Raw genomic sequence first — 23,914 nt, 5'->3', positions numbered from 1 at the left:
CTAAATTATACATGTCTGAGATAGGTAAAAGGATACACATATGAAGACTAAATATCTTTCATATAAGCTAACATCGTATAAAAGGCCTAAATTTAGGCCTCTATACGATAAAACGAGTTTTAAATTAAGAATATAGTATTAATTACTATTAGGGTGAACCATTTTCTCAGGCTGTACTACAGCATCAAACTGTTCAGCCGTTACCAATCCCAATTCAACAGCTACTTGTTTTAAAGTTTTCCCTTGTTTATATGCTGTTTTTGCCACTTTTGCAGCATTTTCATAACCAATCACAGGATTCAATGCTGTTACTAACATGAGTGAATTATGCAAAAAGTAGTTTATCTTTTCGTGATTAGGTTCAATTCCCACTGCACAATGTTCGTTGAAACTATTACACGCATCACCCAATAGTTGAATGGACTGTAATAAGTTATAGGCCAAAACAGGCATATAAACATTTAACTCAAAATTACCCGCTGCACCAGCAAAGCCAATCGTTGTATCATTTCCCATAACTTGGGCTACAACCATAGTCATCGCTTCACACTGAGTTGGGTTTACTTTGCCAGGCATAATACTTGAACCTGGCTCATTTTCTGGAATAGAAATTTCACCAAAACCACAGCGAGGTCCACTTGCTAACCAACGAATATCATTGGCAATTTTATTTAGACTTGCAGCTAAAGTTTTTAATGCACCAGAAGCAAATACAATGGCATCACGCGCAGCCAGTGCTTCGAACTTATTAGGCGCCGTAGTAAAATTTATACCAGTAATATTTTTTAATTGATTAGCTGCATTAACAGCATAATCTGGGTGTGTGTTTAATCCTGTTCCAACCGCTGTGCCACCCAAAGGTAGCTCATACAACCATTGCAAAGCCTGATCAATACGGTTTAAACCATATTCTAACTGAGTAACATAGGCACTAAATTCTTGTCCCAATGTTAATGGTGTTGCATCTTGTAAATGTGTACGGCCAATTTTTACAATGTCGGTAAAATCAATTGATTTTTGCTTGAGCGTTTCTTTTAGTTTTTGTACTGCTGGAATTAATAATTCATGTATATGCAAACTTGCCGCAACATGTATTGCTGTCGGAAATGAGTCATTGGTAGATTGAGCACGATTGACATGATCGTTGGGGTGAATTGGATGTTGTGAACCTAAAGGATTTCCTAATTTCTGATTTGCAATATTAGCAATGACTTCATTGCAATTCATATTGCTCTGTGTACCAGAACCTGTTTGCCAAATCACTAGAGGAAATTGTTCATCCCATTGCCCTGCAATGACTTCATCTGCTGCAGCAACTATATGTTGAGACAAATCTTGTGGAATTTGCTGTAGTTCCGCATTCGTTATAGCCGCTGCTTTTTTTACAAGGCCCATTGCACGAATTAAAGGTCGTGGAAGATGCTCATTGCCAATTTTAAAATTTTGGATACTACGTTGGGTCTGAGCACCCCACAATGCTTGGCTTGGTACTTCCACCTCACCCATAGTGTCGTGTTCAATACGTGTTTGCATAACTACCTCAGCGATGATTTGATCATGATTACTATTTATACAACAAAATCAAGCATAAGCCGATCTTATAAAATAATCACCATATTAATCAAATATCGAGAGATAGTAAATGATAATCAGTATCATTTAATTGTATTGCGATAATAGTTCCACTCATCTTCAATCATTTTTTGAATTGGACGTTGGGCTTTCCAATTAAGTAGGCTTTCTGCTTTATGGCTATTTGAACCAATCTGATCCAATGTGACAGTAGCGTAACTTGGCTCGATTGTTTTTATATTTGACTGAGTTACAGTAGAAATGGTGTCTAATAATGACTGAATAGAACTAACTTCATTTGCAATATCAAAGGCTTCACAAACATTTGTTTGTTGGTGTAACCACTGAATACTTGCTAACACAGAATCACATACATCAAGGACATGAACAAAACTTCGTTCTACTGTTTGATCTGCTGTCTTTGCAAATCGTTGTAACTCAATTGCTTCTCGTTGCATGGATGCAACTTGCATTGTGAGTGGAATAATATTTTTGGGTAATGGTGTGATTACCTCACCCAAAATACCATGTTCAAAAGCACCTGCAACATTGCCTAAACGCAACATTGCAATCCTCCATTCATTATCTGTTTTAAAAGTATCACGGATAATTTCTTCAATCATCTGTTGCGATTTTATGTAGGGATTGGGATAGGCATAATTGAATTTTAATTCTTCATTTAATTCTAAACTGGATTGCCCATATACAGTTAGACTAGAGAGTTGTACAAGACTTCGAACGCCTGTCCTTTGCATTGAACGCAATAAGCTCATGATGCAACTTACGTTATCATTATAATATTCTAATGGCTTTAAATTTGATTCTTCAAGTGATTTAAAAGACGCCGTGTGAACCACTGTATCAATTGAATATTGTTCAAAAATCTTGTTTAATGCAGGTGTATTACGAATATCAATTTTGGCAAAAGGAATATACATTCTTGAAATGTATTCTAACCGCTCCAAAATTTCCAAACTTGCATTGGCAAGGTTATCAATAATAACGATTTCCTGTCTTTGAGCTAATAAGCTTAATGCCACATGCGAACCGATATATCCTAAGCCACCAGTGATTAAAATCATTGTTTAATTTCCTATTTCTTATGTTTTCTAAATAACTCTTCAATTATGCTAGTCCATGTTGTGAATACACTATGAGTACTCTAGTTCTTATTACATCAGCACCAAGCTCTATCCATGCTTGGCATGCCTATACACTTGTTCAGTCATTAATAGAAAAAAAACAAGAAGTTCGTGTTTTTTTCTATCAAGATGGCGTCTGTGTCGCAAATCAATTACAGTGGGTTCCTGACGATCAGCGTAACTTGAGCCATGAGTGGGCTAAACTGGGTATTCGACTTCCTGTCTGTGTGAGTGCTGCTCTTGCTAGAGGTATCACAGATCATGAAAATGCCAAAAGGCATCAAATATCTTCAAATAATCTTGCTCCTGGTTTTGAATTAGTTGGACTTGGTGAATTGGCTGAAGCAATTCAAATAACTGACCGTTTGGTTAGATTCTAAGTCTTAATATTTAATATATTGTTGCTTTTAAAAGGCGAATTGTGTGCGTACTGTGCTTATTGTATTAACCCAATCCAATTTAACTGGTTTAAATATCCACGAAAGTATTTCTGCAACTATGGTTTTAGCTACTTTTGGGTGTAAAGTCAGCGTATTAATTCAAGATGCAGGTCTAAGTTTATTAAAATCTGAATGTAGTTTCGATAGTTTAAAACACGCATTTAAAGCAGCATCGCAGCTTGTTGAAAGTTTCGAATTCTATGATTTAACACCAGTGTTGATACAGAATAGTGATAAACATCATCCATTTGTAACTCAGTCTACACAAGAATTTGAGTTCGTTGATGTTAATAGTGAGTTTATTCAATCTTTTGATTATGTCTTGTATTGGTAGTAGTAAATGACCGCATCAAACAAAACCTTATATTTGGTTCAATCTGATTATGAAAAAACAAAATCAGTTATTGAGCGTATTGAAACGATTTATAGCCAAAATGATAGTATTGTGTTGATGGGTGATGCAGTTCTTCATTGTTTTCATGATTTATTGATAAAAAAATCGCGTATTTTTATTTTAGAAAGTGAAATTGATTTACTTAGTGAGGATATTCCTCCCCCACATATTAAAGCTTTAACTTCTTCTGATTTTGCTGATTTAATTTTAGATTATACACGTTGCATTAGTTTTAAATAATTTGAAATTTTTTTATTTATCCATTTACTTCGCTTAGGCTATTTCATGAATATAGAACTTGATCAAGATGGTCACTTAATTGATTACACTATTTGGAATGAGAAAATTGCTCAGGAACTTGCTAAAACACTCACATTGGAACTGAGTGACTGGCATATGCAAATACTCTTAGCTGTTAGACAATTTTATCAACAATTTGGGCACTCACCGACTACACGTGCATTGATTAAATATTTGATTAAGACAGTTGATCCTGAATTGAATAATGCCCTACTACAAGAAAGATTTAATACAGGCTTGGTTGCTCGTCATTTAAGTCGACTTGCTGGGCTACCCAAGCCTGCGAATTGCTTATAACAGATAATAATCTGTAGACATCTATAGTGTTTTTAAAGGGTTAACTAATATAAGCCCATTAGAGAAACACCTAAGCCAACATAAGTTGCTCGCTGATTATAATCAATTAGACTTTCTCCATAACCATCAAACAACTGGAAATGACCACGTAATTTACCCTTTATAGGAAAAGACCAATCGAATTGCGCTGCACCATGAGAGCGGCTCCCTCCTCTGAGTGAATGTCGCAATAACAGGTTAAACTCATGATCATTCCAACGATAAAAAGTTGTTAAATCGCCACGACCTATATAATCCTTAATATCAGGGTTATTATCATCTTTGAAGTTTTCTTCAATACGATACCAAGGACGAATCATCATGGCAAAGTTGTCTTTTTCAAAACCTAAGTTAAGCATGACACGATTCCAACTACGAGAGAATGGATCGGAACGACCATTTGATTGATGATTAAAAGTTACACCAAGTAAACGACCATTTAGCCCCATAATTTCATAATTAGTTCGAAACATTAAGCTCGCTTCAGGTTCATAATTGGTTTCTCGAAATGGGCGAGACTCTTCTTCGTTATAAACCTGCCAACGTGATGATTGAGTATATCCAATCCATAAGTCACCATTATCACCAAAAATATTTTCCCAAGCCTTAGCTTTTAAAGAAATTTGGAATTTTGATTCGGTTGAATCTAAATGCTGTGACTCTTCTGCTGATACTGTATTATCAGGATTTGGGCTGTGTGGGCGTTCATTTTTATTACTGGTCCAAAAGACAGGTAATAAATAAACAGGTTGATGGGCTCGAATATTCCACGTTCCTAGCTTACTTCCTTCTGACAGTTCCCAACGCTTATCTAATAAAGATGAGTTTGTATCAAAATGAGGCCCCTCTACAGCAAAAAGTCCACTCAAACTCTTTCCAATTGCTGCGGTAACCCCTTTCTTTTCACTTACTGGTGCATCTTTTTCAAGATCAATAGCTGCTACACGCTCAGATACCAAAGCTGTTCTTTGAACATCTGGTATTTTAAACAAAGTGTCGTAGCATGATAATCGATCTGCATTAGCTTCTAATGCTGCACAGGCCTGTGCACTGCTAGGATTATATTGCTTGTGTAGCAATTCCTCAGCATGCACCTGGCTCAATACACCACAACCGAGTAAGCTGACAATACTCAGTTTGAGTTTGTTATATTGCAACGACCTGAACAACATATATGCCCCATTATTATGACTTAACTTGCTTAATATTAAATCCTAAATCACTTAACAATTGTTTTTTTGCAATAGGTGCAACAACTGCTTTTGTCGGATTCTGATCGATCAGATATTGTTTTGCAACACGTTTAATATCCTCTAGCGTCACTTGCAATAAACGCTCACGCATTTGTTTTCTAAATGCAGGACGACGACCATGTAATAAGGCATAACATGAACCAATAGCTTCACCCGCTGGTGAACCAGGCTTATCCATACTTGAAACCAATCCAAGAATAGCTTCTTCAAGTTGATAAGCCTGTTGCTCAGTATTCATCAACCAATGAATACTGGCCTCAAAATCTTGGAAGGTTTCAGCTAAACGTGGATCTCTATAGCTATAGAAGCGGAAAGAACAAGCATTACCATCATAGCTTGCTCCACCACCATATGCTCCACCCTTTTCACGAATTGCGCTATGTAGATAACCATTACGTAAATATACTGCCAAAACCATGAGTGCTGTAGCGTCAGGATGTGCTATTGCTACAGCTGGATAGGCTGAAGCGCAGAATTGCACATTAGATTGAATTAGCCATGCCTCATCTGCAGTATGATCATCTACAATGGTTGTGCTTAACTGCACTGGCTCATTAGTAACTTGTAATTTATCCCAAACTTTCTGAACCTCATCCATCAGTTGTTCAGAATGATGTTCTTCACATACCAACAGAAACTGTTTAGGTGCTTGCAATAATAATTGATGTATAGCCGTTAATTCAGTTATCAAATGCTCATAAGCATCCTGATCTTGTTCAATATTTTGTACTAAATCACTTAACCAATTTAATGCACCTAACCCCGTATTGTGATAATCACGGCGCGCTAAAGCACTCATTTGACGAGATGCAATTTGCATTGCATAACTATGTCCAGCACCAGAGATACGTGATGCCCAACGTGTTTTACGCTGTTGTAATAGCTCTAAAATACGATCTTTTTCATCTAACCTTAACTGCTCAAATGCCAATTTAAGCAACTCAATTGCATCCATTTTATGAGCCAAAGATTTCGTAGTAAGTGTTAACCAAGCACTAATTGTACCTTTGTCATCCACACCACTACGTAAACTAGCCCCCATTCCAATGCCACCACTAACTGCAGTTTGTAGCTGTTGTAACTCTAGGTAGTTATATTGGCCTGCACCTACTTCACCCATGAGTATTGATAACAAATTGAAATAAGGAGACTGCAACACATCCTCAGGAATTTTAATTAAAACTTGTTGGTAGTACAGACCATTCGTACCAGCATGATAAAGATGTAAAGGCGTATCCATATTATTACAAATAATTTCACGCAATTGACCTTGAGCAATATTTAAGTCTGCAGGCACATCTTCCAAACCAACTTTAGGCAATAACTCCATATCATCAACAGAATCTTGACGTTTTTGTAAAGCTAATGCTTTTTCATTGATTTCTTTTCGATCTTCTTCAGTTAAAGTTGCATTAATATCCGCTAGACGTTGTTGCTCTTCTGCTAGATCTTGGGCTGTTTTATTTGCATCTGGCACTAAAGTCATTTGCACACGATGTGGATTATCAAGCAAATGTGTTTTGATCAAATTCGACAACCACATTGGATCTTGCAACTCTTGTTTTACTGCAGCAATGGCAGCATCTACATCCCACACTGCGATCGGGTCACTGTGGTGAATTGCACTACCTAATCCATTTAAAATCAATGTTAAGCCATAAGGCGTACCATCACCATTAATCTCACGTTGATGGAGTTCAATTTGATGTAAGATCGCCTCAACCATTTCAGGGTTAACAGGTTTTTCAGCAACTTGTTTTAGAACATCTAAAACACCATCCTTAAAGCGTTGAGCATGTTCAGGATTTGAGCCTTGAACACCACAATAGAAAGTCATTTCAAAATTTGAATCATCTACCCCCATAATTGGGCCAGTAGATTGAGCATAATCACAAGTTTCTAAATAATGACGCAGTGGAGAAGCTGAGTTTTCAAGTAAAATCCCTTCAACTAAACGCATACCCAAACGTAATTTGATATCACTCGATTCAGGTAATAGCCATGACAACATGTGATAAGTTTTGTCTTTTAAATCTTCTGCATCTAGAGCATAGGTTTCTGTAACTTCAATTGGTGCAGTCAGGCGTTGTTCCGCTACTGAGTAAATCGTTTCGCCACGATCAAATTTATGTAATGCCAATTGTTCAAACTGTTGTTGTAATTCATAAACCGATTGATTGCCAAAGGTCATAAAAATGGCATTACTTGGATGATAATGGCTACGATAAAAGGCCAATAACTCATCATAACTGAGTTCAGGAATATGTTTAGGATCACCACCAGAATTATAATGATAAGTTGTCTTTGGAAATAAGTGATGTGCCAGTTGATGATACAACTGGTCTGAAGGTGCACTCATTGCTCCCTTCATTTCATTGAAGACTACACCTTTATATACAGGATGCCCATCTTCAAGTTCAACACGAATACCTTCTTGTGCAAAATCCAGTGGATTTAGATTCGCTGCAAAAACGGCATCAAGATAAACTTCTAATAAGTTATTAAAATCCTTTTTATTTTGTGTTGCAAATGGATACGCTGTCCAATCTGCTGCGGTAAAAGCGTTCATAAACGTATTTAATGAACGGCGAATCATCATAAAGAACGGATCTCGAACTGGGAATTTCTCCGAACCACATAACACTGTATGCTCTAAAATATGTGCCTCACCTTTAGAGTCCATGGGTTGGGTACGAAATGCGACAAGAAAAACATTTTCGTCACTTTCAGAGGACAAGTGATAATGAACCGCTCCAGTGGCCTTATGTTGATATTGTGCAACATGAAGGTCTAAAGCTTCTACATGATGTTGACGCAGCAACTGAAACGCAGGGTGAATTGTATTTTGGATTGTTTCAGTAACATCGACAGTCATGTCATCTCCTTGTAAAAAATATTTAAGCAGTCCGCATTATAACTATAGTTATGCTGTTATTACGATAGTTTCGCATTTCTATTTTGTGTTTGTATCCTTAATTGTTGAAATACAATTTTTACTTAGGCTATTTCACCCTATTTTTATTAAAATCTATGACATACAAGCCAAATCCGAAGATGATGATGCACATTCAACAATGAAATAAGTGTTAATATAAATATCAATAGATTGAATTTAATTCAGCTCACTACAGAAAAGCTGAGCATTGGTGTAAACTTTGTTTTTTTAATTTAAATGTGATGAATAAACATGGCAACAGTTGACCTTTTTGCGATTGGAAATGCGCTCATTGATCAGGAGTTTAGAATCGACGAACAGTTTCTTCAGCAACATGATTTGCAAAAAGGCACTATGCAACTTGCAGATGCGGACACACAAATAAAACTCCATCAAAGTTTGACATCTACACAACAATATAAAGGTCAAGCCTCTGGCGGCTCTGCTGCAAATACCACTGTTGCCTTTAGTGCTTTAGGTGGACATGCTTTTTATGCATGTCGTGTTGGTCATGACCACCTTGGAGAAATTTATTTAAAAGGACTACACGAAGCGAATATTAAAACTTCAGAAAAATCATTGAGTACAGGTGTTACAGGCACCTGTATGGTACTTATTAGTGAAGACTCTGAACGCACCATGCAAACCTTCTTAGGCACAACAGCTGAACTTTCAGATGTACAAATCGACTTTAGCCCGTTAACCCAATCGAAATGGCTCTATATTGAGGGCTACCTTTCTTCAAGTGATTCGGCTCGCGCTGCAGTATCACAAGCACGCCAATTGGCCAAACAACATCAGGTCAAAATTGCGCTTACACTTTCTGACCCTGCCATGGTGCAATATGCACGTACAGGTTTAGATGAAATGCTTGGTGATGGTGTGGATTTATTATTCTGTAATGAACAAGAAGCAAAGATGTACACCGAAACAGAAGATCTCACCGCAGCACTTAGCCAATTAAAAACACATAGCCAAACTGTTGTCATTACCTTAGGACCACACGGTGCTATTATCGCTACAGAAAATCAACAGTTTAAAGTTGATGGCCGTAAAGTGGAAGCTGTTGATACTAATGGTGCTGGTGATGCCTTTGCAGGTGCTTTTATCTATGCGCTTAATGCTGGTCAAAGTTTACAAAGTGCTGCAGAACTTGCTGTGTTAATCTCTAGTGAAGTGGTTGCACAATATGGGCCACGTTTAGATTTAGCAGACTATGCTAAGTTGTTAAAGCAAAATTCTCTATAAAATAAGGTTTCAGTATGACAAAGATTTGCATGACCGAAGATATTCCAGAGCGTGAAGCCAGAAGCTTTGATACTGAAGATGGTAGCACCATGTTCATTACTCAACGTGATGGAGTATTTTATGCTTACCAAAACCTTTGCCCACATCTACAAACAGAACTTGAGTTTTTAGAAAACCAATTTCTTGATCAAGATCAAGAATATATAGAATGCTCTACACACGGCGCATTATTCAATGTAGAAACCGGTGAATGTATTGCTGGCCCATGCATGGGTGATTCACTCAATAAAATCAATATTAAAGTCCATTCTGATGGTGGAATTTATCTTGATTAAGAGATATTAAAAACCATAAAAAAGCACCCTAATTATTATGAAATAGGGTGCTTTTTTTAAAGCAATTTGTTTTATAAATATGCTTAGGCTATTTCTATGACCGCTTTGCGGTAAAGCACCTTTGACATCTCAATCAATTCACTACTGAGTTGTACCTGTAAGTGAAGATGAGGGCTTGCTTTAAACTGGTGTAATGCCTTTAAGACTTGATCTTGTAACAATGCCTTATCTGCTTCAGTCCGACCAGATAAAATAGCCAATTGAACATGAATATATGCGTGTTCAGATGATGCTCCTGCAAGACCAATCAAATAATCTGAATTTGCAGTAATTCTCGTCTTTACATCTTCAGCCTTTACCAGACCTGTCGAGATCAGTGCCTGATTAATATCATTAAGTAAAGCAATCTTATCTAATGCTTCAATATTGGCTGAATACTCAACATGTACATGCGGCATAACATCCTTTCCTTATAGAGGGTTTGTGATTAACATCTTATTCAATAAACAGTAATGCTAAACGCACTTGGTCATATCCCATACGAGGACTGGTTGCCTCAACAATAGGACGTAACTTAATTTTGCCATCTTCCGAAAAATTTTCTGCATTTTTACGTTTAGTCAAACGCTTATAAATTTTACGAACTTGTTCAATAACCTCTTCACCAGGGCTTGCTACACTAATATCTAAATTTTGCTCACGATGTAATCGAGCCAAATGGTTGATAATCGTTGCAGGTGTTAATCCCCTCTCCACGGCTATATCTTGAATTTCATAGCCTGATTCAAACAATGCTTTCGTTTCATCCAAAGTTGCTGTAGCGTAATTTTGCTTTGCAGAACGGGCAAGTTTTTTCTCATTACGTTCAATTTCAACACTATTAAGTGTTCCACCGCAATGACGAATAAAAGCTTGATGTTGTTTGCTTAAATCGGCTTCATCAAAATGTTGTACGGCCTCATCAGAAAGCTCTTGAAAACGTCGATCAGCCTTAATTGCTAAACTGTCCAACTCCAAGGCCTGATCATTAAAACCTAATAAACGCAGCCCACGAATGGATTTAAGGCGAGATAAAGCAACATAACCTTGTCCTTTCTCAAAAGTATGGCTCAGATTAATTTCTGCTGCTTCCAAGGTCATCCCTTGTGATTTATGAATTGTGATTGCCCATGCCAGACGCAATGGGATCTGCTGTAAACTAGCTAAAGTCTTCCCTGCATCATTGTCAACTGACCAAGTTTCTGGCTCAACAACCAATTCAGTACCATCAGTCAATTTTACTTTAGGTAAAATTCCGTGAGTATCATCATCTTCAAATCCAATCACTTCACCTAAACTGCCATTGATATAACCCATATCAAAATTGTTTTTAACAAACATCACCTTGGCATGTTTCTTTAAACTCAATTCCTCTGGTGCGCGTACTGAGGACTTTAACGTTTCAATCAGTTTGTCATTGCCTTCATTGACGGCAACAAATTGATGGGCATCCCCCTCAATCGCATTAAGATGCTGATAATTAATATTATCCACATCCATGTTATGAGTATATAAGCGTGTAAAAGTATCACCAATGTCTTGCTGTTGTGTTTGATGTAGGGCTTTTAGATGCTGTGGTTGAATCGTTTGCGCACGTATAGCATTTAATATACCGTTAAGTTCAGAGTCATCTTGACGATGTTGTTCAGTTAAATAACAAACACGAAATTTAGCCTCTACCCATGCACTAGACATAAAGCAAAACTTATCTCTGTTGCGTTCATCATTTTTTCCTACAGGTGGTAACTGAAAAAAATCACCTGCAGCAATAACCTGAATACCACCAAAGGCTTCATCTGATTCTTTAAAGTACTTGAGTACCTGATTGACTAAATTGAGTTGTTTGGCGTGTAACATAGAAATTTCGTCAATGACTAATACTTGGGCATTTTCCAAATGCTCTTTTAAGTATTTGCGTTCTTTCATCCGTTTCAGATCATCATCAGACAATACATCTTTAATGCCTATACCAGCCCACGTATGAATAGTCATACCATTCATATGCGTTGCTGCAATACCCGTAGATGCAGTAATTGCAACCGTCACTTTGCGCGCCTTTAGATATTGAATATATTGATTCAGTGTATAGGTTTTACCTGCACCAGCTGATCCGGTCAAAAAGACATTTTCGCCTGTTTGCATTAATTTCAGTGCAGTGTCCTGTCTCATAACAACCCTAAACTTTAAAAACTGCTATAGCCTAACGATTTTTCAGCCAAAAGTTAAGCCAAGCCAGTAGAGATTGCCCTCTGTTCATGCTGCAATGCGACACAACATTACGCTTTATTCATCTTTCTTTATAGAAGCAGTTTTGAAACATAAAGATTATTAATAAGTTTAATTGCATATTAACTCATTTGAACTTTATATTTATCCGGTAAATTTTCTAACAACCCATTTTATTAATTAAAAATACTAATCAATATTTTTGGTAGGTAATTAGTAGGTTTTAAATATACAAACCAAGCGAGATACTCAATTCAAGGTGATAAACAACCTCGAAATAATCAACATTGGAATAATGGTAGAAGGAATCGCACCATGGCTTTTAAAAATATCGCAGATCAAACAAACGGTTTTTACATCCCTTGCGTCTCACTCTTTGGTCCAGGCTGTGCCAAAGAAGTGGGAGCGAAAGCACAAAACTTAGGTGCAAAAAAAGCGCTTATCGTGACTGATGAAGGTTTATTTAAATTCGGTGTTGCCGACAAAATTGTAGCTTACTTAAAAGATGCTGGTGTAGATAGCTTTGTATTCCCAGGTGCAGAACCAAACCCAACTGACATCAACGTACGTAATGGTGTTGATGCATACAACAACAATGGTTGTGACTTTATTGTCTCATTGGGTGGTGGTTCATCACATGACTGTGCCAAAGGTATTGGTCTAGTTACAGCTGGTGGTGGCAATATCCGTGATTATGAGGGTATTGACAAAAGTACTGTGCCAATGACGCCTTTAATTGCTATTAACACAACTGCTGGTACAGCGTCTGAAATGACACGTTTCTGTATTATTACCAATACAGATACACATGTAAAAATGGCTATTGTTGACTGGCGCTGTACTCCTCTTGTTGCAATTGATGACCCTCGCTTAATGCTTGCTAAACCAGCAGGTCTAACAGCAGCAACAGGTATGGATGCATTAACTCATGCCATTGAAGCTTATGTTTCAACAGCTGCAAACCCAATCACAGATGCTTGTGCAGAAAAAGCAATTACCATGATTAGCGAGTGGCTCAGTGCTGCAGTTGCGAATGGTGACAACATTGAAGCACGTGACGCCATGAGCTATGCGCAGTATCTTGCAGGTATGGCATTCAATAACGCATCGCTTGGCTATGTACATGCAATGGCTCACCAATTAGGTGGTTTCTATAACTTACCTCACGGCGTATGTAATGCAATCTTATTACCGCATGTGTGTGAATTTAACTTAATTGCTTGCCCAGATCGTTATGCAACTATTGCAAAATTAATGGGTGTAAACACTGAAGGCTTAACTGTTACTGAAGCTGCTTATTCTGCAATTGAAGCAATCCGTGAATTATCAGCGTCTATCGGCATTCCTTCTGGTCTGACTGAACTTGGCGTAAAAGCTGAAGATCACCAAGTGATGGCTAAGAATGCACAGAATGATGCTTGTATGTTAACTAACCCTCGTAAAGCTAACGAAGCTCAAGTTATTTCAATCTTCGAAGCTGCTATGTAATCCTGTAAAACCTGTTTCACTCATCCTCAATACCACAAAAAGAATCTATCCGTAGATTCTTTTTGTTCATCACTACAGATAACAATTGACAAATGTAAACCGATCATCAAGCATAGAACAAAATTAATAAATTCAAAAATGCTTATGAACAACTCTAGCGCATATAGCCAATCACCTTATCAACAAGACATTCTCGCTGCCGACTATCAACAAACGACTCTTAGCTTTGCAGCAGATGAGCAAGGACCTGTTATTGCAACTTTAGTTCGCAAAAAAGCAAGCAAACAGACATCTAAAGCTGTGCTCTATATTCATGGCTTTCTGGATTATTTTTTTCAAACACAAATGGCTGAACAGTTTAATCAACACGGCTATGACTTCTATGCTCTTGACTTACATAAATATGGCCGTTCATATCGCACTGGACAAACCTTTTATGATGTACGCCAGTTGAGTGAATATGATGCTGAAATAACTGCTGCCTTAGAAATTATTGCAACAGAAAAACATCATCATATTGTTTTAGCAGGTCATTCTACAGGTGGATTAATTACCACTTTATATGCAGCACACCACCCAAATCATCCTTTCATTAAGGCGCTTTGGAATAACAGCCCATTTTATGACTTCAATACAAACATCTTTAAAAAGAAACTCGCATTACCTCGTGTGAGTGCATTGGGCAAACGCTTCCCTAAGCTCAAATTTCCAAGTGAACTTAATCCTTGGTATACCAAGAGCTTACATAAAGACTTTTATGGTGAGTGGGACTTTAATTTAAATTGGAAACCAACACACTATCCCAAAGTGTACCTCAGTTTTATTCATGCAATATATGAGGCACAAAAAGAAATCCATATGGGTGCAAAATTAACAATACCAGCTCTGATTATGCACTCTCATCAAAGTAAAAACCCTAAACGTTGGGGTACTAAGGTACAAAATAGTGATGTGATTTTATCTGTAAAAGACATTGAAAAATATGCAAACAAATTACAAGGTGATGTCAGTGTAATGACAATTAAAAATGGTATACATGACCTCGTGCTCTCTGCAGCCCCTGTGCGAGCAGAAGTTTATCAAAACCTGTTTACTTGGTTAAAAGAAAAAATAGACTAGGTCCATACTCACATCACTTGGGCTACTGCTCTTCTTTATACTTCATCAAAACTTGATGAGCAGGATGCCCCGCTGGGATTAACTCAATTAAACGCTCAACAGCATCAATTGCTTCAGGACAATAAGCCAAGTGTTTAAGTAAAACATCGGTTTGTTGTGACTTAAAAATAGCCTCACTCAATCTCGACTCTAAACAATCTCGCCAAGCACACAAAAAAGGACTCTCTGTTCTGACTAAAAATACGCCTCGACATAATGTTAATGCCGATTCGATATACCCTGCATCTAGAGCCTGTTCTGCCTGTAAAAAATCAGCTTCAATTGTTGCCAACAAGCGATATGGCCGCGAACCGAGTAAGCCCCCTAGTATCTCTCTAAGCTGTGACATTTCAGCTTTAAGCGTACCTATGCTCACCTTTCTTTCACCGTATAATGCCTGATGTAAACCCTCTAAATTCATGCCTTGAGGACAAAGCGCTAAAATTGTTAAAATCTCAATTTGTCTTGGTGTTAATACTAAGACTTTGCCATTAAATAACACTTGTGGAATCGCGAAAGCCCGAATAAACAGATGCTGACGCTGACATTCAAGTAGAGCATTTTGAATAATTGAAGCACATCGTTCTGCTGCTAACAAACCTAAACTATTGTGATTATTCCAAGTCGTGGATAAATCAATTACCCCTAATACTTGCTTTGAATAAGGATCAATAATGGGTGCTGCATAACAAGCCCAATCGTGAATTGAAGACATATAATGTTCATTTGAAAATACACAGCTTGATTGTTGTGTCTTCAAAGAAAGTGCTAGGGCATTAGTTCCAACATAATCTTCACGCCACTGTCCACCTTGAACAAAATGAACACGCTCAGCTGCTTGACGCATTTTTCCACTTGCTGCAGTCCAGATAATAGTACTGCCAATATCTCCAACAGCCACAACCATACTTGATTGCTCAGCAATGTGTTTTAATTCTGCGGCACAATAAGTCAACGCTTTATTCAATACACTCGGCAATTCATCTTGTGTACTAACCATCGGCGCGGCTGCTCGCTCTGTTGGAATCTGTGCCTGTTCAGAACGTTGCCAAGAACTTAAAATACTTTGTCCAACTAAATCTGCTTGTACCAACGATAAACTACTATTTTGACGTAGTTGTTCAATATGCTGGCGCTTCTGAATTAATCCCTTATTACTCAACATGGCTCATATCCTTATGTTCGTTGATAGAGTAGTTCGCTGCATTTGATCGTGTATAATTGCAATTACAGTTGTAAAATTATAAAAGTGCAAAACCAGCTATGATTTAGCAGTTTTTTTTCTAAGCGGTCAATCCCTTTTCTGCTCAAATTCAATTTTGCTTTCAATCATTGCTAAAAAAGCTGAAAATACCAACAAAGTTTGGAACTTTAATCCTGTATTTCAACATACTACTAAAATTGTCAACTATCCCTTATAAAATACAAAAAAAAACTGCAAGATAAAATTAGCTAAACGCCTACCTTTCTCCAACCTAGGCCTTTATATGCTCCAAGTACAAACAGTGCTTTATGAGCTGCTGTAACACCACTATTTGATAAATAAGTAAAAGGATATTCTTATGCGCTATATCGATCCAAATCAACCTGGTTCAAAAGTACAGTTTAAAGCACAATATCAAAACTTTATTGGTGGCCAATGGGTTGCACCAGTTAAAGGTGAGTATTTTGACAATATTTCTCCTGTAGACGGTAAAGTCTTTACTCAAGTTCCTCGATCTTCTGTTGAAGATATTGAATTAGCACTTGATGCTGCACATAAAGCGAAAGCCAGCTGGGGACAAACGTCTACAACTGAACGCTCAAATATTTTATTGAAAATTGCAGATCGCTTAGAAGCAAACTTAGAATTATTAGCTGTTGCTGAAACATGGGACAATGGTAAGCCAGTTCGTGAAACTCTAGCAGCAGATATTCCGTTGACAATCGATCATTTCCGCTATTTTGCAGGCTGTATTCGTGCACAAGAAGGTGGTATTTCTGAAATTGATAAAGATACTATCGCTTACCATTTTCATGAGCCTTTAGGTGTTGTTGGCCAAATTATTCCTTGGAACTTCCCAATTTTGATGGCTGCATGGAAATTGGCACCTGCTCTAGCTGCTGGAAACTGTATTGTCCTAAAACCAGCAGAACAAACTCCTGTGAGCATTTTGGTCTTAGCTGAACTTATTCAAGACCTTCTTCCAGCAGGTGTACTTAACATCGTAAATGGTTACGGTGCTGAAGTTGGTCGTCCACTGGCAACAAGCCCACGTATCGCAAAAATTGCTTTCACTGGTTCAACTCAAGTGGGTCAGTTGATCATGCAATATGCAACTGAAAATATTATTCCAGTTACTCTAGAGTTAGGTGGTAAATCACCAAATATCTTCTTTGAAGATGTTATGGATCAAGATGATGACTATCTTGATAAGGCACTTGAAGGCTTTGCAATGTTTGCCTTAAACCAAGGTGAAGTGTGTACTTGTCCATCACGTGCTTTAATTCAAGAAAGCATTGCTGACCGTTTCTTAGAAAAAGCGATTGAACGTGTAAAACGTATTCGTACTGGCCATCCACTTGATACTGACACTATGATTGGTGCACAAGCCTCTCAAGAACAACAAGATAAGATCTTAGGTTGTATTGCAACGGGCCGTGCTGAAGGTGCTCAAATTTTAACTGGTGGTGGTGATCGTCATGATGTTGGTCAAGGCTTCTACATTGAACCAACAATCTTTAAAGGTGATAACAGCATGAAGATCTTCCAAGAAGAGATCTTTGGCCCTGTACTTTCAGTTACAACATTTAAAGATTATGACGATGCAATCCGTATCGCGAATGACACAATGTATGGTTTAGGTGCAGGTGTTTGGTCACGTTCGGCACATACTTCTTACCGTGCAGGTCGTGCAATTGAAGCTGGTCGTGTTTGGACTAACTGTTACCACATCTATCCAGCTCATGCTGCATTTGGTGGCTACAAAAAATCAGGTATTGGCCGTGAAAACCACAAAATGATGCTTGATCATTACCAACAAACTAAAAACTTATTGGTAAGCTATTCAACTAAAGCAATGGGCTTCTTCTAAGTTTTAGTAATATCATCTCCCAAAAAGCGAACCTCGGTTCGCTTTTTTATTGCTTATCATCCAGCTAATGTAAAGTGAGTAAATCTAAAAGTGATAGAAAAGTTACTGATCGTTCAGAGGCATCTCTAGACAAATATGACTTTAAAGCACATGATAGAGCGAAAGATATCTTTCGTTAAAATACTTGATACTTAATTTACTTCCACCATTGAAACCCATTTTAAAACAAGTAATTAATCATGACTCAGCTCAATCTTACTTCTATGAAAACCGTTTACGCAATCCAACATCTTGCCTTTGAAGATCTTGGTTCATTTGAGGATATCTTTTATCAGCATGGTTTTCGTGTCCGCTATTTCGATGCAGGCGTAGATGATCTTCAACCTGCATTACAACACCCTGGCCTTGTCGTGATTTTAGGGGGGCCGATCAGCGCTTATGAAAGAGATCGTTTTCCCTTTTTAGGTCTAGAAATTGATTTACTCAAACAACGTCTAGCGGATAATTTGCCAACATTAGGAATTTGTCTAGGTGCACAATTGATTGCTAAAGCACTTGGCGCAGATATCTATCCTGGACACATTAAAGAAATTGGCTGGAGTCAGTTAAAGCTCAGTGCTGTGACAGATAACATTTTAGCACCGCTAGAAAATATTAAGGTTTTACATTGGCACGGCGATGCTTTTGATCTGCCAGAAAATGCACAATTACTCGCCAGTTCTGAACATTACCCTCACCAAGCTTTTCAACTCGGACAAAATATCTTGGCTTTACAATTCCATGCTGAAGTAGTAGGTCAAGATTTTGAAAAATGGCTTATTGGTCATATTGTTGAATTAGATCAAGCCAAAATAGATATCCAAGCTCTTCGAGAAGATAACCAGAAATATGCAGCACAATTAGAACAGTCATCTCATATGGTAATCGAACGCTATTTAGCTCAATTAAATCTAACTCATTGAGTTAATATGAAATATCTTTAAAATAGCTTTGAATCTTAAACAATGTAAACATACTCAATGCCGAAAATTTCTCGCTTCACAATTGTTCTGACTTTATTATGCAGCCCAATGACTTTTGCTAGCGCAACTGATTTTAAAACGACATACTGTCAAACGATCTCTAATATTGCCACGCTGAGTATGACATTACGTCAGGACAATAAAACACTGGAGTATTCCCAGCGCTACTTGAAAGATCAATATTTATCGCAAGCACAATTAGATAAAGGATCTGAAGATTACCAAGCATATGCGGCAGTTTTTGATTCATTAACCCAATTGGCATATGACTATCCCGTAGCAACAACACAGGAAAGTAAGGACCTGCAGATCAAAGCATATGCAGCACAGATGCGCTCTACTTGTGCAGAAAGCATTAATTAGACCAAACACGAGGTTTATCTATACGGAATTTAAGGACTGGAACGGAAGCAATCTGATGTGATATACGGATTGCTCCTCATCACTGCACAATTGGATCAAATTTTGCGCTATATTTCTTCATAATCATAGAAATTTCATCATAAACCAAGCGAATTCGTGGCGTAGAAACATTGGATGCATGTGTCAGCAGCCAGATTGTTTCCTTCATCACTATCTGTTGTGGTAGACGCACCAACCCTTCTGCAAGAAAGCATGGAAGAATACCCACACCCAATCCAGCAGCAATTGCAGCACGCTGTGCCGCTAAACTATTCAATCTAATATTGGCTTCTCGTCCAGTAATATTTTTTAACCAATGTACTGCTGGCAAATCAATCGTTGTATCCCAACCAATGAGCCGACTATGTTCACTGTTAAAGTCATGGTCTAAATGTGCATACAATCCACTCGACATGGTTGCTACTTTTTTAATTGTTAAAGCTCCTTGCTCCGGTCGTACCAAACGCAAGGCGATATCAGCATCACCTTTGGCAATCCCAATAGTACTAATGCCAGTAATCAATTCAATATTAAGCTCTGGATAGCGCTCAAGAAAGGGCTTTAATGCAGGTAATAATACTTCTATAGCGATCATTTCTGGGGCTGCAATACGAACTGTCCCCATAAACCTTTGCGACTTATTCATAAATTTGTTTTGCAAAGTATTAAGTAGTTGTTCCGCATGCTTAACTTCGTCAATCAAACTCATTGCATCTGCATTTGGACGATACCCACGAGGATGACGAATAAACAATGTTGTGGCCAGTTTATGTTCTAATGCTGTAATTTTTCGGGCAACAGTTTGAGGACTTACGCCTAACGCTTTTCCAGCATGGCTAATATTTTCATGCTCAACTACAGCACTAAAGAAACGGATATCATCCCAATTCATTTTCTTTCCATTTTTGGAAAATAGTCATTCATTTTATTCCATTTATAGATCATATAGAACATTCTAAGCTTGAAAACTCATATACATCATATTGAGTTTTAAAATGAATATTCTCCCTACTCATACCCATCAGCAATGCATAGAAATAGATATTGTTCAACGCTATCTAGCTGCATTTAGTCAGAACAATACACAAGCCGCCTTGCAACATATTCATGAAAAAGCTGTATGGCATATTGATGGTGATCCTATAGTAAAAACAGTCGGTATTCTCTACGGTCATCAACAAATTAAACAATGGTTAGATAATTTTACGCTTGCTTTTAAGGCATTAGCATTTTCTATTAGCAAAATTGTCAGTGATGCAACGGATGTTTTTGTTATTGGACGATTTAGACATCTAATTATAACGACACAAACAATTGTAGATAGCGACTACATTATCAAGTTTTCCATCAAAGATAATAAAATTATACGTTATCAAATATTTGAAGATTCACTGTTGTTATCAAATTTGCATAGAACCTCAAGCCATAGTCGACAGATTACGATTAATCACTGCACTTATTCATGGGATGATATCGGTCAAGGTAAACCCATTATCTTCTTACACGGTTTATTTTTAGATCGGCATTTTTGGACACCCGTCATCCAATCTTTGCCTACATATCGTTGTATTGCTTTTGATATGCCAGGACATGCCCAAAGCACCTGGCGTCACCATTTAGATTTAGATGGTATAGCGGAAGATCTTGTGGTATGGCTACAAGAGAATGCAATACAAAAAGCAACTTTTGTTGGTCATAGTCAAGGTGCAATGGTCGCCATGAGAATCGCTGCACGACATCCAGAACTTATTGATAAACTCCTACTAGTGAATACATCAGCACGAGAAGAAGCAACAGATAAACTTACACTTTGGCATAAGCGCCATCAGATTCTCATTTCTAATCAAGTGCAAAAGGCAGAATTATTTAAGGCAATGCAAAAAATCAAATACAGTGAGGCGTATTTACACAGCCACCCACAACACATTAAGTTGGAATTTGAGCACCTAATGTCCTCACATGCTGAAAATTTAGCGCTAGCCCTACAAGCAGCCACGATAAACCGTTTAGATATTCGCCATGAAATTAAACAAATTCAAGCCACAACTTATGTACTCTCAGGTGCATTAGATGTTGCAACACCAGAATACTTGGGCCAAGAAATTGCCGATCTCATTCCTCAAGCGATCTATCAAAAGATTGATCACGCCAGTCATTCAATTCCTGTTGAATGTCCCGAAGCAATTTCTAATCTGCTTATTAATATGTAAGTCATTAAACCCCAACATAAAAAGCCGATAGTTATATCGGCTTTTTTGCATCTTAAATTACTGAATTTTGAGCTTAGGGTTCGATTGCTGAAAAAGGTGCTACCACATCAGCATTCTGTGCACGATGACGCATGAAGTGATCCATAAGTACAATAGCTAACATCGCTTCTGCAATTGGTGTTGCACGTACACCAACACAAGGATCATGACGACCTTTGGTCAAAACATCGGTATCTTGACCTTGAATATCAATAGTCTTACCAGGAGTCGTAATACTTGCTGTCGGTTTTAAAGCAATTGCAACACGTATGGTTTGACCAGAAGAAATTCCGCCTAAAATCCCACCTGCATGGTTAGCAAGAAATCCTTCACTACTCATCTCATCACGTGTTTGATGGCCAAACTGTTCAGCGACTGCAAATCCATCACCAATTTCAACACCTTTTACCGCATTAATGCTCATCATTGCGTGTGCAATATCTGCATCAAGACGGTCAAATACTGGCTCCCCCCAACCAACAGGAACCTTTTCTGCTAAAATTTCTAATTTAGCTCCACAACTTGTACCTTTTTCACGTAAAGATGTTACTAAAGATTCAAAACGTGGAACTGCATCGACATCACCACAAAAAAATGGGTTATTCGGTACTTCATTCCAATCCAAGGCATTTGCTACTTCAGTACCAATTTGGGTGACATGGCCACGAATTAAAATACCAAATTTCTCTTTTAAGTACTTTTTCGCTATTGCACCTGCAGCAACACGCATTGCTGTTTCACGCGCACTTGAGCGGCCACCACCACGATAGTCACGGAAACCATACTTTTGTGTATAGGTATAGTCAGCATGACCTGGGCGGAAAGTTTGCGCTATATTTCCGTAATCTTTTGATTTTTGATCAGTATTACGTATCAATAAACCAATTGGAGTACCAGTCGTTTTACCTTCAAAAACACCAGAGATAATTTCAACTTTATCTTCTTCTTTACGTTGTGTAGCAAACTTTGAAGTGCCAGGTTTACGGCGATCTAAATCGTGTTGTAAATCCTGTTCACACAAATTAAGCCCTGGTGGAATACCATCCACAATGGCCATCAAGCCTACACCATGTGATTCCCCACAGGTCGTCACACGAAAAAGTTGACCTATACTATTGCCGGCCATATGCATGACTCCTTATGCAGTAATAGATTGAACAAATACATCACGGTATTTGCGGCATTGTTCAGCAGTCAATGCAAAAATACCCGAACCGCCTTTTTCAAATTGCAACCAATGTAAATCAACTGTATTAAAGTTTTGACGCATTGCCCACTCAGAATTACCCACTTCGATGACAATTAAACCATCTTCAGTCAGATAATCTGCTGCTTGAGCAAGCATTTTACGAACCAAATCTAGACCATCTTGTCCAGCAGCCAAAGCCATTTCTGGTTCATGTAAAAATTCTTCTGGCAGATCTGCCATATCCTCGGCATCGACGTAAGGAGGGTTTGATACAATGAGATCGTATTGATTTTCAGCTGGAATTTTGGCAAACAAATCAGATTCCAACAGTGCAATTTGATACTGCATATTGTGATGCTCAGTATTAATTGATGCCACTTCCAAAGCGTCTTTAGATAAGTCAGTAGCATCCACTTCTGCATCTGGGAAAGCATAGGCCAAAGCAATCGCAATACATGCCGACCCTGTACACATATCTAAGATACGTCGAGGTGTCTTCGGATTTGGATTTTCAGGCAAGGCATTACGTGCTTCACGCATACCCCCCTCTTCATCCAAGCAATACGGCGCAAAACGTTGCTGAATAAGTTCAGCAATAGGAGAACGTGGAATCAATACACGTTCATCAACATAAAATGGTTTTTCACAAAAATAAGCCAAATTCAATAAATAAGAAGTTGGTACTTTTTCATTAATGCGACGTTCTAATAATGCCAAAAATTCAGCTTTTTCACTTGGTAACAGCTTTGCATCTAAAATTTCAGCATCAGCATTCCAGTCCAGAGATAAGGTCTGTAAAACTAAAGCTGAACTTTCAGCAAAAAAGTCTTCTGTACCTTGCCCCAAGTGTGCATCGTATTGACGTAATGCGGATACCCCGAAGCGAATAAAATCGCGTATGCTGACAAGGTTTTCAGCGGCTTCTTGTAAATGTTCAGGGCTTATAGTCGGTCGATCCACTTAGGGCGTCTCCAAGATCAGGTCATTCAAACGCCTTATCATACCTTGTTTTTTTTGTTTTTTTAACGCTTATCGTATAAACATCAAAGCAAAACGTATTGTTTCAAATAAAAATGACACTGTTTTCACAGTGCCATCTAAAGTTGCTCTTT

The 23,914-nt window shown here is 37.9% G+C and carries 22 protein-coding genes; 12 read left to right on the top strand and 10 right to left on the bottom strand.

Annotated features, from left to right (window positions below; translation table 11 throughout):
- Positions 1-138: 138 nt before the first annotated feature.
- Positions 139-1,533, bottom strand: coding sequence for a class II fumarate hydratase (fumC, locus tag RFH42_RS04250; RefSeq protein ID WP_308974337.1), 1,395 nt, complete (start codon positions 1,531-1,533; stop codon positions 139-141).
- 122 nt (positions 1,534-1,655) lie between these two features.
- The gene (locus tag RFH42_RS04245) at positions 1,656-2,654 is read right to left on the bottom strand and encodes an NAD-dependent epimerase/dehydratase family protein (protein WP_308974336.1); all 999 of its coding nucleotides are present in this window, start codon (positions 2,652-2,654) and stop codon (positions 1,656-1,658) included.
- A gap of 71 nt (positions 2,655-2,725) precedes the next feature.
- Between RFH42_RS04245 and tusD the strand changes: the two genes are divergently transcribed.
- Genes tusD through RFH42_RS04225 form a run of 4 tightly spaced genes read left to right on the top strand, consistent with a single transcriptional unit; the run spans position 2,726 to position 4,145 of the window.
- Positions 2,726-3,094 carry a sulfurtransferase complex subunit TusD gene (gene tusD, locus RFH42_RS04240; protein ID WP_308974335.1) on the top strand — a complete coding sequence of 123 codons (369 nt, stop codon included), beginning with the start codon at positions 2,726-2,728 and terminating at the stop codon, positions 3,092-3,094.
- A 43-nt stretch (positions 3,095-3,137) separates the two neighbouring features.
- A complete protein-coding gene (locus RFH42_RS04235; RefSeq protein WP_308974334.1) occupies positions 3,138-3,488 on the top strand; it encodes a hypothetical protein in 351 nt (116 codons plus the stop codon).
- Positions 3,489-3,494: 6 nt separating this feature from the next.
- A complete protein-coding gene (locus RFH42_RS04230; protein ID WP_308974333.1) occupies positions 3,495-3,788 on the top strand; it encodes a hypothetical protein in 294 nt (97 codons plus the stop codon).
- Between the two features lie 45 nt (positions 3,789-3,833).
- Positions 3,834-4,145, top strand: coding sequence for a TusE/DsrC/DsvC family sulfur relay protein (locus RFH42_RS04225; RefSeq protein WP_308974332.1), 312 nt, complete (start codon positions 3,834-3,836; stop codon positions 4,143-4,145).
- 44 nt (positions 4,146-4,189) lie between these two features.
- Here the strand turns inward: RFH42_RS04225 and RFH42_RS04220 are convergent, their stop codons facing one another.
- Both RFH42_RS04220 and RFH42_RS04215 read right to left on the bottom strand, forming a co-directional pair.
- The gene (locus RFH42_RS04220; protein WP_308974331.1) at positions 4,190-5,356 is read right to left on the bottom strand and encodes a phospholipase A; all 1,167 of its coding nucleotides are present in this window, start codon (positions 5,354-5,356) and stop codon (positions 4,190-4,192) included.
- 13 nt (positions 5,357-5,369) lie between these two features.
- Positions 5,370-8,312 (bottom strand): insulinase family protein, encoded by a 2,943-nt coding sequence (locus RFH42_RS04215; protein WP_308974330.1) that lies wholly within the window; start codon positions 8,310-8,312, stop codon positions 5,370-5,372.
- A 312-nt stretch (positions 8,313-8,624) separates the two neighbouring features.
- On the opposite strand from RFH42_RS04215, the gene RFH42_RS04210 reads away from it, so the two are divergent.
- A complete protein-coding gene (locus RFH42_RS04210) occupies positions 8,625-9,620 on the top strand; it encodes an adenosine kinase (protein WP_308974329.1) in 996 nt (331 codons plus the stop codon).
- A gap of 29 nt (positions 9,621-9,649) precedes the next feature.
- Positions 9,650-9,955, top strand: a complete 306-nt coding sequence (locus tag RFH42_RS04205) for a Rieske (2Fe-2S) protein (protein ID WP_308974621.1) — start codon at positions 9,650-9,652, stop codon at positions 9,953-9,955.
- Positions 9,956-10,038: 83 nt separating this feature from the next.
- Here RFH42_RS04205 and RFH42_RS04200 read toward each other — a convergent pair whose 3' ends face one another.
- Positions 10,039-10,413, bottom strand: coding sequence for a 5-carboxymethyl-2-hydroxymuconate Delta-isomerase (locus RFH42_RS04200; protein ID WP_308974328.1), 375 nt, complete (start codon positions 10,411-10,413; stop codon positions 10,039-10,041).
- Positions 10,414-10,450: 37 nt separating this feature from the next.
- A complete protein-coding gene (locus RFH42_RS04195; protein WP_308974327.1) occupies positions 10,451-12,163 on the bottom strand; it encodes an AAA family ATPase in 1,713 nt (570 codons plus the stop codon).
- Between the two features lie 372 nt (positions 12,164-12,535).
- On the opposite strand from RFH42_RS04195, the gene mdh reads away from it, so the two are divergent.
- Both mdh and RFH42_RS04185 read left to right on the top strand, forming a co-directional pair.
- Positions 12,536-13,708, top strand: a complete 1,173-nt coding sequence (gene mdh, locus RFH42_RS04190; protein ID WP_308974326.1) for an iron-dependent methanol dehydrogenase — start codon at positions 12,536-12,538, stop codon at positions 13,706-13,708.
- A 144-nt stretch (positions 13,709-13,852) separates the two neighbouring features.
- A complete protein-coding gene (locus RFH42_RS04185; RefSeq protein WP_308974325.1) occupies positions 13,853-14,827 on the top strand; it encodes an alpha/beta hydrolase in 975 nt (324 codons plus the stop codon).
- 22 nt (positions 14,828-14,849) lie between these two features.
- Here the strand turns inward: RFH42_RS04185 and RFH42_RS04180 are convergent, their stop codons facing one another.
- Positions 14,850-16,031 carry a transcriptional regulator gene (locus RFH42_RS04180; protein WP_308974324.1) on the bottom strand — a complete coding sequence of 394 codons (1,182 nt, stop codon included), beginning with the start codon at positions 16,029-16,031 and terminating at the stop codon, positions 14,850-14,852.
- Between the two features lie 397 nt (positions 16,032-16,428).
- Here RFH42_RS04180 and exaC point away from each other — a divergent pair, with 397 nt between their 5' ends.
- From exaC to RFH42_RS04165, 3 genes are all read left to right on the top strand, one after another.
- Positions 16,429-17,940, top strand: a complete 1,512-nt coding sequence (exaC, locus tag RFH42_RS04175) for an acetaldehyde dehydrogenase ExaC (protein WP_308974323.1) — start codon at positions 16,429-16,431, stop codon at positions 17,938-17,940.
- Between the two features lie 239 nt (positions 17,941-18,179).
- Complete coding sequence (locus RFH42_RS04170) at positions 18,180-18,902, top strand: glutamine amidotransferase (protein WP_308974322.1); 723 nt, start codon at positions 18,180-18,182, stop codon at positions 18,900-18,902.
- Between the two features lie 108 nt (positions 18,903-19,010).
- Positions 19,011-19,325 (top strand): hypothetical protein, encoded by a 315-nt coding sequence (locus RFH42_RS04165; RefSeq protein WP_308974321.1) that lies wholly within the window; start codon positions 19,011-19,013, stop codon positions 19,323-19,325.
- 79 nt (positions 19,326-19,404) lie between these two features.
- Here the strand turns inward: RFH42_RS04165 and RFH42_RS04160 are convergent, their stop codons facing one another.
- On the bottom strand, positions 19,405-20,256 hold the full coding sequence (locus tag RFH42_RS04160) for a LysR family transcriptional regulator (protein ID WP_308974320.1): 852 nt from the start codon (positions 20,254-20,256) through the stop codon (positions 19,405-19,407).
- A gap of 103 nt (positions 20,257-20,359) precedes the next feature.
- On the opposite strand from RFH42_RS04160, the gene RFH42_RS04155 reads away from it, so the two are divergent.
- Positions 20,360-21,574: an alpha/beta fold hydrolase gene (locus RFH42_RS04155; protein ID WP_308974319.1), complete on the top strand. Its 1,215-nt coding sequence runs from the start codon at positions 20,360-20,362 to the stop codon at positions 21,572-21,574.
- A 73-nt stretch (positions 21,575-21,647) separates the two neighbouring features.
- Here RFH42_RS04155 and aroC read toward each other — a convergent pair whose 3' ends face one another.
- On the bottom strand, positions 21,648-22,739 hold the full coding sequence (gene aroC, locus RFH42_RS04150; protein WP_308974318.1) for a chorismate synthase: 1,092 nt from the start codon (positions 22,737-22,739) through the stop codon (positions 21,648-21,650).
- Between the two features lie 12 nt (positions 22,740-22,751).
- Positions 22,752-23,762: a 50S ribosomal protein L3 N(5)-glutamine methyltransferase gene (gene prmB / locus RFH42_RS04145; protein WP_308974317.1), complete on the bottom strand. Its 1,011-nt coding sequence runs from the start codon at positions 23,760-23,762 to the stop codon at positions 22,752-22,754.
- Positions 23,763-23,914 lie beyond the last annotated feature (152 nt).

Source organism: Acinetobacter rudis (assembly GCF_031157835.1).
GTDB classification, from domain to species: Bacteria; Pseudomonadota; Gammaproteobacteria; order Pseudomonadales; family Moraxellaceae; genus Acinetobacter; species Acinetobacter rudis_A.
Note: the sequence above shows the minus strand (reverse complement) of the source record. Positions and strands in the feature narration are given on the sequence as shown.

Bases quoted from the DNA above. Each gene is read 5' to 3' on its own strand.
- fumC (WP_308974337.1), bottom strand. From the start codon at position 1,533: ATGCAAACACGTATTGAACACGACACTATGGGTGAGGTGGAAGTACCA.
- RFH42_RS04245 (WP_308974336.1), bottom strand. From the start codon at position 2,654: ATGATTTTAATCACTGGTGGCTTAGGATATATCGGTTCGCATGTGGCA.
- tusD (WP_308974335.1), top strand. From the start codon at position 2,726: ATGAGTACTCTAGTTCTTATTACATCAGCACCAAGCTCTATCCATGCT.
- RFH42_RS04230 (WP_308974333.1), top strand. From the start codon at position 3,495: ATGACCGCATCAAACAAAACCTTATATTTGGTTCAATCTGATTATGAA.
- RFH42_RS04225 (WP_308974332.1), top strand. From the start codon at position 3,834: ATGAATATAGAACTTGATCAAGATGGTCACTTAATTGATTACACTATT.
- RFH42_RS04220 (WP_308974331.1), bottom strand. From the start codon at position 5,356: ATGTTGTTCAGGTCGTTGCAATATAACAAACTCAAACTGAGTATTGTC.
- RFH42_RS04215 (WP_308974330.1), bottom strand. From the start codon at position 8,312: ATGACTGTCGATGTTACTGAAACAATCCAAAATACAATTCACCCTGCG.
- RFH42_RS04210 (WP_308974329.1), top strand. From the start codon at position 8,625: ATGGCAACAGTTGACCTTTTTGCGATTGGAAATGCGCTCATTGATCAG.
- RFH42_RS04205 (WP_308974621.1), top strand. From the start codon at position 9,650: ATGACCGAAGATATTCCAGAGCGTGAAGCCAGAAGCTTTGATACTGAA.
- RFH42_RS04200 (WP_308974328.1), bottom strand. From the start codon at position 10,413: ATGCCGCATGTACATGTTGAGTATTCAGCCAATATTGAAGCATTAGAT.
- RFH42_RS04195 (WP_308974327.1), bottom strand. From the start codon at position 12,163: ATGAGACAGGACACTGCACTGAAATTAATGCAAACAGGCGAAAATGTC.
- mdh (WP_308974326.1), top strand. From the start codon at position 12,536: ATGGCTTTTAAAAATATCGCAGATCAAACAAACGGTTTTTACATCCCT.
- RFH42_RS04185 (WP_308974325.1), top strand. From the start codon at position 13,853: ATGAACAACTCTAGCGCATATAGCCAATCACCTTATCAACAAGACATT.
- RFH42_RS04180 (WP_308974324.1), bottom strand. From the start codon at position 16,031: ATGTTGAGTAATAAGGGATTAATTCAGAAGCGCCAGCATATTGAACAA.
- exaC (WP_308974323.1), top strand. From the start codon at position 16,429: ATGCGCTATATCGATCCAAATCAACCTGGTTCAAAAGTACAGTTTAAA.
- RFH42_RS04170 (WP_308974322.1), top strand. From the start codon at position 18,180: ATGACTCAGCTCAATCTTACTTCTATGAAAACCGTTTACGCAATCCAA.
- RFH42_RS04165 (WP_308974321.1), top strand. From the start codon at position 19,011: ATGACTTTTGCTAGCGCAACTGATTTTAAAACGACATACTGTCAAACG.
- RFH42_RS04160 (WP_308974320.1), bottom strand. From the start codon at position 20,256: ATGAATTGGGATGATATCCGTTTCTTTAGTGCTGTAGTTGAGCATGAA.
- RFH42_RS04155 (WP_308974319.1), top strand. From the start codon at position 20,360: ATGAATATTCTCCCTACTCATACCCATCAGCAATGCATAGAAATAGAT.
- aroC (WP_308974318.1), bottom strand. From the start codon at position 22,739: ATGGCCGGCAATAGTATAGGTCAACTTTTTCGTGTGACGACCTGTGGG.